16 protein-coding genes are annotated in these 15,020 nt (G+C 73.3%); 10 read left to right on the forward strand and 6 right to left on the reverse strand.

The window, feature by feature from the left end; genetic code table 11:
• Position 1 precedes the first annotated feature (1 nt).
• Both ABD223_RS31670 and ABD223_RS31675 read right to left on the reverse strand, forming a co-directional pair.
• Positions 2-775: a hypothetical protein gene (locus ABD223_RS31670; RefSeq protein ID WP_344040315.1), complete on the reverse strand. Its 774-nt coding sequence runs from the start codon at positions 773-775 to the stop codon at positions 2-4.
• A gap of 165 nt (positions 776-940) precedes the next feature.
• Positions 941-1,561, reverse strand: coding sequence for an L-threonylcarbamoyladenylate synthase (locus tag ABD223_RS31675; RefSeq protein WP_344040316.1), 621 nt, complete (start codon positions 1,559-1,561; stop codon positions 941-943).
• Between the two features lie 332 nt (positions 1,562-1,893).
• On the opposite strand from ABD223_RS31675, the gene ABD223_RS31680 reads away from it, so the two are divergent.
• Both ABD223_RS31680 and ABD223_RS31685 read left to right on the forward strand, forming a co-directional pair.
• Positions 1,894-2,826, forward strand: coding sequence for a beta-propeller fold lactonase family protein (locus ABD223_RS31680; RefSeq protein WP_344040317.1), 933 nt, complete (start codon positions 1,894-1,896; stop codon positions 2,824-2,826).
• Between the two features lie 111 nt (positions 2,827-2,937).
• Positions 2,938-3,726, forward strand: a complete 789-nt coding sequence (locus tag ABD223_RS31685) for a siderophore-interacting protein (protein ID WP_344040318.1) — start codon at positions 2,938-2,940, stop codon at positions 3,724-3,726.
• A gap of 1 nt (position 3,727) precedes the next feature.
• Here the strand turns inward: ABD223_RS31685 and ABD223_RS31690 are convergent, their stop codons facing one another.
• A complete protein-coding gene (locus ABD223_RS31690; protein ID WP_344040319.1) occupies positions 3,728-4,345 on the reverse strand; it encodes a TetR/AcrR family transcriptional regulator in 618 nt (205 codons plus the stop codon).
• A gap of 82 nt (positions 4,346-4,427) precedes the next feature.
• Between ABD223_RS31690 and ABD223_RS31695 the strand changes: the two genes are divergently transcribed.
• The gene (locus tag ABD223_RS31695; RefSeq protein WP_344040321.1) at positions 4,428-5,363 is read left to right on the forward strand and encodes an NAD(P)-dependent alcohol dehydrogenase; all 936 of its coding nucleotides are present in this window, start codon (positions 4,428-4,430) and stop codon (positions 5,361-5,363) included.
• Between the two features lie 81 nt (positions 5,364-5,444).
• Positions 5,445-6,410: a hypothetical protein gene (locus tag ABD223_RS31700; protein ID WP_344040322.1), complete on the forward strand. Its 966-nt coding sequence runs from the start codon at positions 5,445-5,447 to the stop codon at positions 6,408-6,410.
• 1 nt (position 6,411) lies between these two features.
• Here the strand turns inward: ABD223_RS31700 and ABD223_RS31705 are convergent, their stop codons facing one another.
• Both ABD223_RS31705 and ABD223_RS31710 read right to left on the reverse strand, forming a co-directional pair.
• Entirely contained in the window at positions 6,412-7,593 is a 1,182-nt protein-coding gene (locus ABD223_RS31705) for an MFS transporter (protein ID WP_344040324.1), read from the reverse strand.
• Complete coding sequence (locus tag ABD223_RS31710; protein WP_344040326.1) at positions 7,590-8,369, reverse strand: DeoR/GlpR family DNA-binding transcription regulator; 780 nt, start codon at positions 8,367-8,369, stop codon at positions 7,590-7,592. Before ABD223_RS31710 ends, ABD223_RS31705 begins: the two co-directional genes overlap by 4 nt.
• A gap of 318 nt (positions 8,370-8,687) precedes the next feature.
• Between ABD223_RS31710 and ABD223_RS31715 the strand changes: the two genes are divergently transcribed.
• The 6 genes from ABD223_RS31715 to ABD223_RS31740 all read left to right on the forward strand — a co-directional run bounded on the left by ABD223_RS31715 (position 8,688) and on the right by ABD223_RS31740 (position 14,266).
• A complete protein-coding gene (locus ABD223_RS31715; protein ID WP_344040327.1) occupies positions 8,688-9,068 on the forward strand; it encodes a sigma factor-like helix-turn-helix DNA-binding protein in 381 nt (126 codons plus the stop codon).
• A 197-nt stretch (positions 9,069-9,265) separates the two neighbouring features.
• On the forward strand, positions 9,266-11,215 hold the full coding sequence (locus ABD223_RS31720) for an endo-1,4-beta-xylanase (RefSeq protein ID WP_344040328.1): 1,950 nt from the start codon (positions 9,266-9,268) through the stop codon (positions 11,213-11,215).
• A 104-nt stretch (positions 11,216-11,319) separates the two neighbouring features.
• On the forward strand, positions 11,320-11,889 hold the full coding sequence (locus tag ABD223_RS31725; RefSeq protein WP_344040329.1) for a TetR/AcrR family transcriptional regulator: 570 nt from the start codon (positions 11,320-11,322) through the stop codon (positions 11,887-11,889).
• 62 nt (positions 11,890-11,951) lie between these two features.
• Positions 11,952-13,118 carry a GDSL-type esterase/lipase family protein gene (locus ABD223_RS31730; RefSeq protein ID WP_344040435.1) on the forward strand — a complete coding sequence of 389 codons (1,167 nt, stop codon included), beginning with the start codon at positions 11,952-11,954 and terminating at the stop codon, positions 13,116-13,118.
• Between the two features lie 93 nt (positions 13,119-13,211).
• A complete protein-coding gene (locus tag ABD223_RS31735) occupies positions 13,212-13,745 on the forward strand; it encodes a histidine kinase (protein WP_344040330.1) in 534 nt (177 codons plus the stop codon).
• Between the two features lie 134 nt (positions 13,746-13,879).
• Positions 13,880-14,266 (forward strand): response regulator, encoded by a 387-nt coding sequence (locus tag ABD223_RS31740; RefSeq protein ID WP_344040331.1) that lies wholly within the window; start codon positions 13,880-13,882, stop codon positions 14,264-14,266.
• Between the two features lie 32 nt (positions 14,267-14,298).
• Here the strand turns inward: ABD223_RS31740 and ABD223_RS31745 are convergent, their stop codons facing one another.
• Complete coding sequence (locus ABD223_RS31745; protein ID WP_344040332.1) at positions 14,299-14,871, reverse strand: SLC13 family permease; 573 nt, start codon at positions 14,869-14,871, stop codon at positions 14,299-14,301.
• Positions 14,872-15,020: the final 149 nt, after the last annotated feature.

The raw sequence follows: 15,020 nt of genomic DNA on the forward strand, positions 1-15,020 counted from the left end.
CCTAGCAGCCGATCCGCTCGGCCCCCAGCGCGATGTCGTCGAACCAGAGGTCGTAGCTGCCCTCGTTCGGCTGGTACAGCTGCCAGCCGATCTTGACCGTGTCGAACCGGGGGAACAGGAAGTCGACCTGGTTGCCGCCGTGGTCGCGGGTGGACACGGTCAGGTCCGGTCGGGCCCTGCCGTCGAACCACAGCTCGACCCGGTTGTCGGTGGCGTCCATCCGCCACTCGACGCACTGCCACCGGCCCGCCTCGGAGGGCGCCGACTCGCGCCAGTTGGTCCAGTCGCCGGTCGGCCCGCCGTCCGCGCCGACGCCCCACAGGGTCTTGTCCAGCGTGGGCACGTACTGGCCGCCCAGCGGGCGGACGACCTCCGGGCCGTCGCCGGTGGCCTCGACCAGCGTGTAGTGCGCCCAGTCCGGTGCGGTGGGGAACGCGGCGACCTTCACCCGCACCCGGCCGTAGAAGCTGTTGCCGGGCGCGGCGAAGTCGTCGACCTTGAGGAACGCCCGGCCGTTGCGCTCGGTGCGCACGTGCAGCACCTTCTGGCCGCGGCGGTCGCGCTCGACCTCCAGCGAGCCGTTCCTGGTGTCCACGCCCCACTTCAGGCTGGTGCCCGCGCCGGTGGGCACGTGCTGGAAGTCCTCGCAGAACAGCAGGTCCGCCTTGGCGCACGTGGTGAGCCGGTGGTGGGCCGGGCCGGAGGCGGCGGCGACCGGCAGGGCGATGACCGACAGCAGGGCGGCGAGGACCGCCGAGGACAACCGTTTCCGCACGTCTGGCTCCTTCTGCGCTGAGGGGGCAGGAGAGGAAGTTAGCCGTTCTGGGAACGCTCCCATACCTCCGGGCGGCGGAACCGCGATCGGTGGGTGGACGTGCGGGCAGCGCTCGTCGCGCGCGGGGAGCGGCGGCTCGTGGGTGCGGCCTGCCCGGAGCGCGCTCTACTCGAAGCGCGAGGGGTCGCCCGCCCCGCGCCGGACGACCTCCGGCTCGCCCTGCGAGAAGTCGACGACGGTCGTGGGCTCGGTGCCGCAGTCGCCGGAGTCCAGCACCGCGTCCACCACGTGGTCCAGGCGCTCCTTGATCTCCCAGCCCTGCACCAGCGGCTCGTCCTGGTCCGGCAGCAGCAGCGTGCTGGACAGCAGCGGCTCGCCCAGCTCGGCCAGCAGCGCCTGCGCCACCGGGTGGCTCGGGATGCGCGCGCCCACCGTCTTCTTCTTCGGGTGCAGCAGGCGGCGCGGCACCTCGGTGGTGGCCGGGAGGATGAACGTGTAGCTGCCCGGCGTGGCCGCCTTGATCGCCCGGAACACCGCGTTGTCCACGTGCACGAACTGGCCGAGCTGGGCGAAGTCCCGGCACATCAGGGTGAAGTGGTGCTTGTCGTCGAGGTGGCGGATCTTCCGGATGCGGTCCAGGCCGTCCTTGTTGCCCAACCGGCAGCCCAGCGCGTAGCAGGAGTCGGTGGGGTAGGCGACGAGCCCGTCGTCCTTGATCAGCGCGACCACCTGGTCGACGGCCCTGCGCTGCGGGTTGACCGGGTGCACGTCGAAGTACCTCGCCATGCCGGGAGCCTAGTCCCCCGAACGGTCGAGCGCGGAGAGGCCCGGTGTGGTGGCCCACCCCGGCCGGCCGGCTCTGGAGCGTGACCGGTCCCGCCTGCGCCCGTCAAACCCGACCGCCACCTTCGCGCGAAACAAGTGCCCGCGGAGGTGACCTCACCCTTTCTCACGCAGCGATATCGAGCGCTAGGCCGTTAGTGTCACCAATTGGGCTTTATCGGTGAAGCTCGCCGAGAGGACGCGACATGTTTTCGCAGATGGGCGTAATGCCTTTCTACTCAAAGTTGACCAGCCGCCGTTTCAGGGCTGCTCTTGTCACCTGGACAGGTGTTGTCGTGTTGCTGCTGGCGTCGCTCGCGAGGCCGGCGTCGGCGGCGGAGGACCGATGGCCGTCCCGCATCAAGGTGTTCGTCGCCAACAGCGGTTCGAACACCGTCACCGTCTACGACACCCGGCTCGGCCAGGTGGTGGCGACGGTGCCGGTGGGGAAGGGCCCGGTGGGCGTGGGCGCGGCGCCCGGCGGCGACCTGGTGTACGTCACCAACGAGCAGGCCGCCTCCGTCTCCGTGATCAACGCGCGGACCCACGAGGTGGTCGCGACCGTCCCGGTCGGGCGGAACCCGTTCGGCGTGGCGGTCACCCAGACCCGCGCGTACGTGACCAACTTCGGCTCCAACACGGTCACCGTGATCGACGTCGCCACCAACAAGCCGATCCGGGACGTGCCGGTCGGCCGCTTCCCGCACACGCCGGCCGTGAGCCCGGACGGCAAACTGGTCTACGTCACCAACAACGGCGGTCAGAGCGTGACCGTGATCAGCACCGGCAACGACCAGCCGGTCGACACCATCCCGGTCGGCCGCTTCCCCGCGGGCGTCGCGTTCAGCCCGGACGGCGAGCGGGCGTACGTGGCGAACACCGGCTCGAACACCGTGACCGTCATCAACGTCCGCCGCGGCAGGCCGATCGCCACCACCCCGGTCGGCCGCGCGCCGGTGGGCGTCTCGGTCACCCCGGGCGGCCGGGTGCACGTGGCCAACTCGGCCGAGGACACCGTGTCGATCCTCAACCGGTCCGGTGACCCGGTCGGCCCCGCCGTGCCGGTCGGGAAGCGGCCCGAGGGTTCCGCCGCCAGCCCCGACGACAGCTTCGTCTTCATCACCAACTCCGGGTCGAACTCGATGTCGGTCCTCGACGCGCAGACCGGGGCGGTGGTGGCGACCGTGCCCACGGGCGTGGAGCCGGAAGGCGTCGCCGTCACGTCGTGAGGTGCGCGCGGGAACTCCGGGGACGCACTTAGGGTCGCCTAACGTACGGTGGTGGTGACTGCGCTGATCGAGTGACCTAGGAGTGCGCGAATGGCCCATTACGGTCGGGTGGTGCGAACCGAGCGGATCGCGCCCCACATGATCCGGGTCGTGTTCGGCGGTGACGGGCTCGCGGACTTCGCGCCCGGCCCGTACACCGACAGCTACGTCAAGCTGCTCTTCCCGCAGGAGGGCGTGGCCTACCCGGAGCCGTTCGACCTCGCCGTGGCCCGGGAGACCCTGCCGCGCGACCAGTGGCCCCGCACGCGCACGTACACGGTCCGCGGGTGGGACCCCGGCGCCCGCGAGCTGTGGATCGACTTCGTGGTGCACGGCGACTCGGGCGTCGCCGGACCGTGGGCGGCCGGGGCCCGGCCCGGCGACGTGCTGCACTTCGCCGGCCCCGGCGGCGCCTACGCGCCCGACCCCGACGCCGGGTGGCACCTGATGGCCGGTGACGAGAGCGCCTGGCCCGCCATCGCGGCCGCCGTGGAGGCCCTGCCCTCGGGCGCTCGGGCCACGGTGCTCGTCGAGGTCGACGGGCCCGACGACGAGCAGGCCGTGAGCACCGCGGGCGACGTGGACCTGCGGTGGCTGCACCGGCTCGGCAGGCCTCGCGGTCAGGCGGTCGTCGAGGCGGTGGCCAAGCTGGACTTCCCGGGCGGGACCGCGCACGCGTTCGTCCACGGGGAGGCGACCATGGTCAAGGAGCTGCGCGGTCACCTGCGGCTGGACCGCGGCGTGCCGCGCGACCGGATGTCGATCTCCGGCTACTGGCGGCTGGGCGCGGACGAGGACGGGTGGCAGTCGTCCAAGCGGGAGTGGAACCAGCAGGTCGAGCGGGAGCAGGAGCGGGCGTAGGTCAGCGCAGCGCGTCCGCCAGGCCCAGGGGCGTGGCGGGCGGCAGCGGCCCGTCGGCCTGGAACGCCTGGAGGAAGTAGGCCACCAGCCGGCGGGAGGCGGCCAGGGCGGCCTCGGCCGACCCGGCGACGATGCCGCCGTTGGCCATCAGCAGCAGGACGAGGTCGTCGACCACGAAGTCGGCGCGCAGCCGCCCGGTGGCCTTGGCGCGCCGCGCCAGCTCGGTGAGCGCCTCCTCGGCCCGCGCCTGCTCCCGCGCCACCGGGAGGGCGTCGGGGAACGCGGCCAGGAACGCCGCGCTGAACCCGCGGTCCGCCGCCTGCATCGCGCAGACCCGGCTGACCACGACGCAGAACCCGCGCCACGGGTCGGGGTCGTCCAAGGCGTCGTGCACCACCGAGGTGCACGAGGCGAACTGCTCCGCGAACACTGCGGTGACCAGCGCGTCCTTGGTCGGGAAGCGGCGGTAGAGGGTCGCGACGCCCACGCCGGCGCGCCGCGCGATGGCGGTCATCGGCACGTCCAGCCCCTCGGTCGCGAAGACCTCGCGCGCCACGGCGAGCACGCGGTTCCGGTTGGCCAGCGCGTCCACGCGCAACTGAGTCGGTTCACCGGCCACGGCTCTCACTTTAGCCGAAGTGGAAGACGCCTTCCGGTTCCCGGTGTTAGAAGTGGAAAGTAGGTTCCACTTACTGCGGAGGATGACGATGCGCGCGGCGCTGTTCGACCGTTACGGCCCACCCGAGGTGCTCTACGAGGGCACCGTGCCGGAACCGGACGTCCCCCCGGGTCACGTGCTGGTCCGGGTGCACGGGGCCAGCGTGAACGGGGGCGAGGTGATGTTCCGGTCCGGCGGGCTCGGCGTGCTGGCCGGTCGGCGCTTCCCGAAGCGCGTGGGCATCGACTTCGCGGGCGAGGTCGTCCGCGGTCCCGGCCACGAGCCCGGCGCCCTCGTGTGGGGCGGCTTGCCGCGCCTGTCGTTCGGCAGCGCCGCCGAGTACGTCGCCGTCCACCCGCGACAGCTCGCGCCCGCACCGGCCGGGCTCGACCCGGTGCTCGCCGCCGCGCTGCCGGGGGTCGGCACCACCGCGATCACGGCCCTGCGCGACAAGGCGCGCCTGCGCGCGGGGGAGCGGCTGCTGGTGCGCGGCGCGAGCGGCGGCGTGGGCAGCGTCGCGGTCCAGCTCGGCAAGGCGTACGGCGCGCACGTCACGGCGCTCGCGAGCGCGCGCAACCTCGACTTCGTGCGCGAGCTGGGCGCGGACGAGGCGGTGGACTACGCGGCGGCCCCGGCGACCCTGGGCCGGTTCGACGTCGTCCTGGACACCCACGGCAGCTCGCCGCGCGCCTACCGCCGGCTGCTCGCGCCCGGCGGGCGCATGGTGGGCATCGCCTTCCGCTCCGCGGGCGACATCGCCTACCTGCTGGGGTCGGTGGTGCTCGGGTCGCGGCGGGTGCGGTTCTTCAGCGGCAACCCGCGGCACGAGCTGTTCGCCGACCTGACCGCGCTGGTCGAGCGCGGCGCGCTGCGGCCCGTGGTCGAGGCGGTGCACCCGCTGGCGCGCATCGCCGACGCCCACCGCGCGCTGGAGGCCGGCGGCGGGCGCGGCAAGCAGGTCGTCCGCGTGATCGGCTGAACACGTTGCGCTGTCGGGCGTAACGCCGCTCACACCGGGCCGATGGTCAGGCATACACCCGTTCGGCACCTGGAGTGGGCAGTGATCGAGAACTCGACGGCAGGCCTGGTGATGTTCCCCGGCGAGGTCACCGTGACGGTGACCCAGGAGGAGCACCACCAGGACTCATTAGCGCGGTACGACGTCGTGCCCGGCGCGCACCGCCGCGTCGCGGTCGAACTGGGCTGGTGCACGATCGGCTCGGGCAAGCACCGCGGCCGGCGGGCGGTGGAGATCCTGCTCGACGGTCGGCGGGTCGGCGAGCTGACCCACCTGATGTCCCAGCGCTACGCCGCGCTGGTGAGCCAGGTCGCCGACCGGGGCGGGCGGCCAGGGTGCGAGGCGGTGGTGCAGCGGGGGCCGCGCGGGCTGGAGGTCCTGCTGCGCCTGCCCCGCGACGCGGAGGCCGCGGTCCCGGTGGCGCCGCCGACCGCCGTGTTCGGCGCGGTGCCGCCGCCGCAGCACACCGCCGTGTTCGGCGCGGTGCCGCCACCGCCGGCCGCACCGGTCAAGTCGCGCCGTCCGATGTGGATCGCGGCGGGGGTCGTGGTCCTGCTGTTCGCCTTCATCGGCTCCCTGACCGACGACGAGGAACCGGCGAACACGGCCGCCGACCTGAGCACCGCGGCGACCACCACGACGACCCGGACGACCACCGCGCCGCCGACGACCACCACGACCACCACGACCGTGACGACCACGACCACGACGACCACCACGACTACGACGACGCCGCCCCCGCAGCCGAAGCCGCAGCCCGAGCCGCAACCACAGCCCAAGCCGCAGCCGCAGCCGCAACCTCAGCCCAACCCGCAGCCGCCGGCGCAGCAGCCCGCGCCCAAGCCCACCTGCGACCCCAACTACAGCGGCTGCGTGCCGGTCGCGAGCGACGTCGACTGCGCGGGTGGCAGCGGTGACGGCCCGGCTTACGTGACCGGACCGGTCAACGTCGTCGGCACCGACGTCTACCGCCTCGACCACGACAAGGACGGCGTCGGCTGCGAGTGAGTCAGCCGACGGGCTCCTCGGTCCGGTCCGGCCGAGGAGCCAGCACGTCCGCGAACACCGCCGCCAGCACGCACAGCACCACCGGCACGACGAACGCGGCGTTCAGCGGGATCCAGTGGGCCAGGCCGCCGATCAGCGCCGGACCGGCCAGCAGACCCACGTAGCCGAGGCCGACGACCCGCGCCATCAGCGCCCCGGACGCCCGGGGGTCGAGGTTGCCCGCCGCGCTGAACAGCTGCGGCACGCTGCCCGACAGGCCCAGGCCGAACAGCGCCCAGCCCGCCAGCGCCAGCGGCAGCCACGGCGTGAGCACCACGAGGGTCAGGCCGAACGCGGCCAGCGCCGACCCGTACCGGACGATGGCCACCGGGCCGATCAGCGCGGCGACCCGGTCGGTGGCGAAGCGACCCGCGGTCATCGCGACCGCGAACGAGCCGTAGGCGAACGCGGCGGTGCTCGTGGACGTGCCGAGGACGTCCTCGGAGTGCAGCGCCGCCCAGTCGTTGGCCACGCCCTCGGCGAGCATCATCGCGAAGGCGATGGCGCCCAGCAGCCAGACGAGCTTGCGCGACGGCTTGGCCGACGGGGCGGCCTCGGCGTTGCCCGGCTCCTCGGGTTCGGGCGTCGCGTCGATCACGAACCGGGCGGCCACCAGCGAGGCGACCACGCAGGCCGCGCCGACCACCCCGAGCGTCACCGCGGTCGGCACGCCGGCGGCCAGCGTGCCCGCGCCGACCAGGGCGGCGAGCGCGCCGCCGATCGACCACATCGCGTGGAACGACGCCATGATCGGCCGCGGGTAGGCGCGTTCCACCACCACGGCGTGGGAGTTCATCGCCACGTCGATGGTGCCGTTGCCGAAGCCCAGGCAGAACAGCGCGAGGCCCAGGGTCCACCACGAGTCGGCCAAGCCGGGGCCGACCAGCACGGCGCCCAGCAGCACGCCGGCCGCGGGCAGCAGGCGGCGCTGGCCGAAGCGGTCGGCCAGGGGACCGGCGACCTGCATGCCGAGGAACGCCGCGGCGCCCAGCACGAGCAGCAGGCCGCCCAGCGCGCTGTGGGAGATGCCGGTGGCGCGCTCCACGTTCGGGATGTGCACCACCCACATCCCGACGGCGAACCCGTTGAGGGTGAAGTAGGCCCAGGTCGCGATGCGCGCGGCACGTGGCAGGGGGTGGGTCACGGGTTCTCCTGTGCGGGTTGGGCGACGTGCACCAGCACGCCGAGGGCGGCGAGCGCGGCGCGCTGGTCCTCCGGCGCGGTGGGGTCGGTGACGAGCACGTCGGGCCGGTCGGCCGGGCAGACGTGCGCCATGGCGGTGCGGTCCCACTTGCTGCCGTCGGCCAGCGCGATGGTGCGGGCGGACACCGCGAGGGCCTGCTGCTTGACCTCGGCGTCGGCCAGGTCGTGGGCGGTGAGCCCGCCGGTCGTGCTCAGCGCGCAGGGGCTGAGCACGGCGACGTCGAAGCGCAGCGCCCGCAGCGACGCCAGGGTCAGGGGTCCGACCAGGGCCAGCTCGCCGGGCCGAGGCTCGCCGCCGGGCAGCAGCAGCCGCACCTTGGGCGCGTCCAGCAGCTCGCGGACCGCGTGCAGCGACAGCGGCATGACCGCGACCGACCGCTCGCGCAGCAGCCGGGCCACCTCCAGGGCCGTGGTGCCGCTGTCGAGCAGGACGGTCTCGCCGTCCCGGATCAGCTCGACCGCGGCGGCGGCGATCGCGCGCTTGGCGTCGGCCGACGAGGTGGCGCGCGCGGCGAACGGCGGCTCGACGCCCGCCGGCGTGGCCGGCACCGCGCCGCCGTGCACCCGGCGCAGCACACCGCTCGCGGCGAGCAGGTCGAGGTCGCGGCGGATGGTCATCTCCGACGCCCCGGTCGCCGCCGCCAGCTCCGCCACGGCGACCTGGGCCGAGGTGCTGAGCCGTTCCACGATCACCCGGTGTCGCTCGGCGCTCTTCACCCCACGATCGTGCCAAGGAGATGTTCGTTCGAACAAGCTGATTGTTAGAACGCTCATAATTGCTGGGTGCTGGGTGCTGGGTGCTGGGTGCTGGGTGCTGGGTGCTGGGTGCTGGGTGCTGGGTGCCAGGTGGTGGCAGGTGGCGGGTGGCGGTGGGTGGTGGCTGTGGCGGCCGTGGCCGCGGGCGCGCGGGTGTGTGGCGGGGTGGTCGTGACGGATCTGGCGCGGAGTGGGAACTGCGCGCGTACGTCACAGGTGGTTGTGAAGTTGCCTCGCTTTCGGGGCAACATCAAGTAGTGCTCACGGCCTTTGAAGGGCGTGAACCGCACGAGAAGCAGGCTCCTGCGGAAGGTGCTGCTGCGCACGGCGATCGACCAGGGGCGGCGATCGTCCCGCAGGCGCGAGACCTTGATGGGTGAGCCGCCGTCGACGCCGGTCGCGCCGGTTCGGGTGGAGGACGTGCTCGACGTGCGCACCGCGTTGGTGCGGCTGCCGCCGGGGCAGCGGGCGGTGGTGGTGCTGCGCTCCTGCGAGGACCTGGGCCTGGCCGGGACCGCGCGGCGGCTGGGGTGCGCGGAGGGCACGGTGAAGAGCCAGGCGGCCAAGGGGTTGGCCGCGCTGCGAGGACTGCTGGAGGGCGGGAGCGAGGGCAGGGACGAGGGCAGGGACGAGGGCGGGGCTGAGCGGGCGGCCGCGTGAGGCTGGGGTGGCCAGGGCCAGGGCCAGGGCCAGGGCCGTGGGTCAAGCCTTGTGGGCCAAACCTGTGGCTCAGGGGTGGCCCGAGGTCGCGAGCGGGTGGTTGGTCTGAACGGGGCCTGGCCGGCGGTTGATCGCCTGCCTATCGTTCAGGCTGGTCTGGGAGCGCTCCCAGCCGGTTCACGGGAGAGGGATTCTCGATGAGGAGAGTTCTCGCCGGTGCGCTCGCCACCTCCGTCGTCGCCGCGTTGGTCGCGGTCGCGCAGGTCGGTTCGGGCGCCGCCGCGGCGGATGACCCGGTGGTGGTCGTCAACAGCACGTTCGAGGACGCCACGGCCCAGGGGTGGGCGCCGCGCGGCGGTCCCGCGGTCGAGGTGAGCACGGCCGTCGCCCACGGGGGCGCGCACAGCCTCGCCGCCACCGGCCGCACGCAGAACTGGGAGGGCCCGACGCTCGACCTGCTCGACGAGGTCGACGAGGGCACCAGGTACGAGCTGTCGGTCTGGGTCCGGCTCGCGGCGGGCGAGGCGGCCACGCAGGCGCGGTTGTCCGTCGAGCGCCGCACCGCGGGCACCCCGTCCTACGACCAGGTGGTCGGCGGCACCGCCGTCACCGCGGACGGCTGGGTCAACCTCAAGGGCAGCTACACCCTGGCCGCCGACGTCGACTTCCTCGCCGCCTACGTCGAGCTGACCAGCGCCACCGCGTCGCTGCACATCGACGACTTCACCCTCTCCTACACGCCGCTGCCGCCGATCCAGACCGACATCCCCTCGGTCAAGGACGCGCTGGCCGAGCACTTCGACGCCGTCGGCGCGGCGGTCGAGCCCGCTCAGCTCCTGGGCAACCACGGGCAGCTGCTCGCCAAGCACTTCAACTCCATCACGCCGGGCAACCAGCTCAAGTGGGACGCGACCGAGCCCACCGAGGGGGCGTTCCGGTTCGGCGACGCCGACTCGCTGGTCGCCTACGCCAAGGCCAACGGCATGGCCGTGCGCGGCCACACCCTCGTGTGGCACCAGCAGACGCCCGCGTGGGTGTTCCGGGACGCGGCCGGCGCGGACATGACCGCCACCCCGGAGAACAAGGCGCTGCTGCTGGCCCGCCTGGAGGCGCACATCCGCGGCGTGGTCGGCCACTACGGCGACGACATCGGCGTGTGGGACGTGGTCAACGAGGTCATCGACGAGAACCAGGCCGACGGCCTGCGCCGCAGCCGGTGGTTCGAGATCACGGGGCTGGACTACATCCGCACGGCGTTCCGCGTGGCCCGCGAGGTCGCGCCCGGCGCGGTGCTGGTGATCAACGACTACAACACCAACGTCCCCGCCAAGCGCGACGCGCTGCACGACCTGGTGGCGCAGCTGCGGGCCGAGGGCGTGCCGGTGGACGCGGTCGGGCACCAGATGCACGTCAACGTGCAGTGGCCGTCGGTCGCCGAGACCGAGGCGATGATCACCAAGTTCGCGCCGCTGGGCGTCGACCAGCAGATCACCGAGATGGACATCTCCATCTACACGGACAACAGCCAGTCCTACCCGACCCCGCCCGCCGAGGTGCTGCTGGCGCAGGCGCACCGGTACCGCGACCTGTTCGAGGTCTTCAAGCGGCACTCCGACGAGATCAGCTCGGTGACCCTGTGGGGCCTGGCCGACGACGGCACGTGGCTCGACAGCTTCCCGGTGACCCGCAAGGACCACCCGCTGCTGTTCGACACCCGGCTCCAGGCCAAGGACGCCTACTGGGGCGTGGTCGACCCGAGCCAGATCGGCGGCCCGACCACCACCACGACCACCACGACCACGACGACCACCGACTCGCCGCCGCCCGCGAGCTGCGCCGTGTCCTACGACGTCGCGGGCCAGTGGCAGAACGGGTTCCAGGGCTCGGTCCGCATCACCAACCGCAGCACCGCGCCCATCAACAAGTGGACGCTGACCTGGCACTACGCCAACGGCCAGCGGGTCACCCAGCTCTGGAACGGGGCCTTCCGCCAGTCCGGCGGCCAGGTCACCGTCGACCACCTCGCGTGGAACCACCTGATCCCGGCGGGCGGCTCGACGTCGATCGGCTTCATCGGCACCTGGTCGGGCGTCAACACCAAGCCGACCGCGTTCACCCTCAACGGCCTGGCCTGCCGGCTCGGCTAGCGCGACCGCCTCGGTGGGACCGGGTCCCACCGGTCCCACCGAGGCGATTTGCCTAAATGCTTTAGGCAAGTTCATAATCTCTTCTGGCCACGGAAGGGATGGTTATGGCGCGCGTGGGACTGACTTCGGAACGCCTGACCCGGGCGGGCGCCGAGCTGGCCGACGAGGTCGGCTTCGACCAGGTGACCGTCGCCGAGCTGGCCAGGCGGTTCGACGTCAAGGTCGCGAGCCTGTACTCGCACGTGAAGAGCTCGCAGGACCTCAAGACCCGGATCGCCCTGCTCGCCCTGGAGGAGCTGGCCGACCTGGGCGCCGCCGCGCTGGCCGGCCGGGCGGGCCGGGACGCCCTGATCGCGCTGGGCGACGTCTACCGCGACTACGCCCGCGAGCACCCCGGCCGCTACGCCGCGACCCGCCTCAGGCTCGACCCGGCCACGGCCGCCGCGAGCGCGGGCGGCAAGCACGCGCAGATGACCCGGGCGATCCTGCGCGGCTACGACCTGGCCGAACCGGACCAGACGCACGCGGTCCGGCTGCTGGGCAGCGTCTTCCACGGCTTCGTCAGCCTGGAGCTGGACGGGGGGTTCAGCCACAGCGAGCCCGACTCGCAGGAGACCTGGACGCGCGTCCTGGACGCCCTCGACGCCCTGCTGCGGAACTGGCCCGCACCGTGACCGGGGCCCGCGCCGACCACCCGAACACCCCGACCGAGCAGGCGACGGAGATGCGCACCCACATGATCACCACCCCGGTCACCGCCGACCTCCTGCGCGGCGCCGTCGAGGTCGAGCGCACCGAGCACGGCGTGCTGCCGCACCGGCTGCCCGCCCGGGCCCGCGCCCAGTGCGCGGACGGGCAGCTCGCCATGGCCGAGGCCCAGCCCTCCGGCGTCCGGCTGGTCTTCCGCACCCGGGCCACCGCGGTCGAGCTGGACACCCTGCCCACCAAGCGGGTCTACCCCGGTACCCCGCCCCGCCCGGACGGCGTCTACGACCTGGTCGTCGACGGCCGCCTGGCCGGCCGGGCGAGCGTGCCCGGCGGCAACACCCTCACCGTCGACCTGGCCACCGGCGCCGCCGAGAGGACTCCCGGGCAGCCGGGCACCGCCCGCTTCACCGGGCTGCCGGACGGCCCCAAGGAGGTCGAGATCTGGTTGCCGCACAACGAGGTGGCCGAACTCATCGCGTTGCGCACCGACGCGCCCGTCGAGCCCGCGCCCGACCGGGGCCGCCGGGTGTGGCTGCACCACGGCAGCTCGATCAGCCACGGCTCCAACGCCGCGAGCCCCAGCACGACGTGGCCCGCGCTCGCCGCGTCCCTCGGCGGCGTGGAGCTGGTCAACCTGGGCCTGGGCGGCAGCGCCCTGCTCGACCCGTTCACCGCCCGCACCCTGCGGGACGCGCCCGCCGACCTGATCAGCCTCAAGATCGGCATCAACCTGGTCAACGCCGACCTGATGCGCCTGCGCGCCTTCACCCCGGCCGTGCACGGCTTCCTCGACACCATCCGCGAGGGCCACCCCACCACGCCGCTGCTGGTCATCTCGCCCATCCTGTGCCCGATCCACGAGGACACGCCCGGTCCCGTCGCGCCGGACCTCGCGGAGCTGCGCCGGGGTCGGCTGCTGTTCCGGGCCACGGGCGACCCGGCGGAGCGCGCGAGCGGGAAGCTGACCCTGGGCGTCATCCGGGCGGAGCTGGCCCGGGTCGTGGCGCAGCGGGCCGCCGACGACCCCAACCTGCACCACCTCGACGGCCGCGCCCTCTACGGCGAGGCGGACGCCGCCGAGCTGCCGCTGCCCGACCGGCTCCACCCGGACGCCGCCGGCCACCGGCTCATGGGCGAGCGCTTCGCCGAGCTGGTCTTCGCCGGCGGCGCGTTCGCGGAGCGCGGCGCGGCGTGACCGGCCACCGGGCGTGGCCGCCCACCTGATCCGGTCCGACCCCGGTCACCGGGCGCGCCACCCGAACCTGGTGGTGGTCGCCACCGGTGCACCATGGGTGCCACCACGGATGGACGTGCCGGAGCGCTCCCGGGCAGCCTGGTGGACCGGAGGCGGTGCGCGTTCCTGTTCTGGCGGATCTTCCTGCTCAACGCGGCGGTGCTGGTGGTGGCCACCGGCGTGCTGACGCTCGGCCCCGTCACCGTGTCCACGCCCGTGCTGCTGACCGAGGCGCTGGTGGTGAGCGCGGGCCTGGCCGCGATGCTCGTCATCGACGCCGTGCTGCTGCGCGTCGGCCTCGCCCCGCTGGACCGGCTGACCCACGCCATGTCGACCACCGACCTGCTCAAACCGCACCCGAGGCCCGCGGTGGCCGGTCGCGGCCACATCCCGGAGCTGATCCGGGCGTTCAACCGGATGCTCGACCGGCTGGAGGCCGAGCGCGGCCTGAGCGCCGCGCGGGCGCTGTCCGCGCAGGAGGCCGAGCGCAGCCGCACCGCCCGGGAGCTGCACGACGAGGTCGGCCAGACGCTCACTGCGGTGCTGCTGGACCTCAAGCGGGTCGCCGAGTCGCCCAGGAGTGCCTGACCAACACCGCGCGCCACGCCCGCGCCACGCACGTCGACCTGTCGCTGCGGTGCGCGGGACCGGGGGTCGAGCTGCTGGTTCGCGACAACGGCCGCGGCCTGCGCGGCGCGGAGGAGGGATCGGGCATCACCGGCATGAGGGAACGCGCGCTGCTCATCCTGGACGGCGAACCGGACCTGGAGGTGGTCGCCGAGGCGGGCGACGGCGCGGAGGCCGTCGCCGCTGCCCGGCGCGAGGAACCCGACCTCGCCATCCTCGACATCGCGATGCCCCGGATGACCGGCCTCCAGGCGGCGCGCGAGCTGTCCCGGCTGCAACCGGGGCTGCGCACCCTCATCCTGACCATGTACGACAACGAGCAGTACTTCTTCGAGTCGCTCAAGGTCGGCGCGTCCGGCTACGTGCTGAAGTCCGTGGCCGACCGCGACCTGGTGGAGGCGTGCCGGGCCACCATGCGCGGCGAGCCGTTCCTGTACCCGGGCGCGGTGACCGCGCTGATCCGCGACTACCTCGACCCCTGACCGCGTGGCGGGTCAGCTCCGCGAACGGGTCCTCAGAAGTACCTCAGCCACACGTACGCCCACGCCATCAGGATGCTCAGCACCGTGACCGGCGCGCCGTACTTGGTGAACTGCCGGAACGAGATGCGGTGCCCGGCCCGCGCGGCGATGCCGATGGCCACCACGTTCGCGCCGGCCGCCACCGCGGTGCCGTTGCCGCCGAAGTCCGCGCCCAGCACGCCCGAGCCGAACAGCAGCGCGGTGGCCGCCATGAAGTAGTCGTCGCCGACCGCGTCGAGCAGGGCCACCACCGCCAGCACGGCCAGGCAGCGCACCACCAGCCGGTACGGCCTGCCGCGCGACCGCTTGGCCGCCCAGATGCCGAGGTAGTCGAACACGCCGGTCTGCTTGATCACGCCGACGATCACCACCATGCCGAACAGCAGGAAGATGACGTTCCAGTCGATGCCCTCGTGCCCGGAGAAGAACACCTCGCTGCCCGGCGCGATCCCGAGCAGGGCCATCACGCCGGAGGCGATGAGCACGACCTTGACCTTGTCGGCCTTCTCGGTCGCGATGAAGAAGAAGGCGACGGCGAAGACGCCGATGGCCGGGAACGGGCTCATGTCTGCGACCCGGGGAAGGGCAACCCGGGGAAGGGCGAAGGACGACCTCCGGACACGGTGAACCACCGGTGGCCGCGCGAAGGCGGCCACCGGGGCGGGGGACGGGCGGCGGGCGCCGGCGGCCGCGCGTGGCGACCGCCGGCGAGGGG

Origin of the sequence: Saccharothrix xinjiangensis, from assembly GCF_039527585.1 — a bacterium.
GTDB lineage: Bacteria > Actinomycetota > Actinomycetes > Mycobacteriales > Pseudonocardiaceae > Actinosynnema > Actinosynnema xinjiangensis.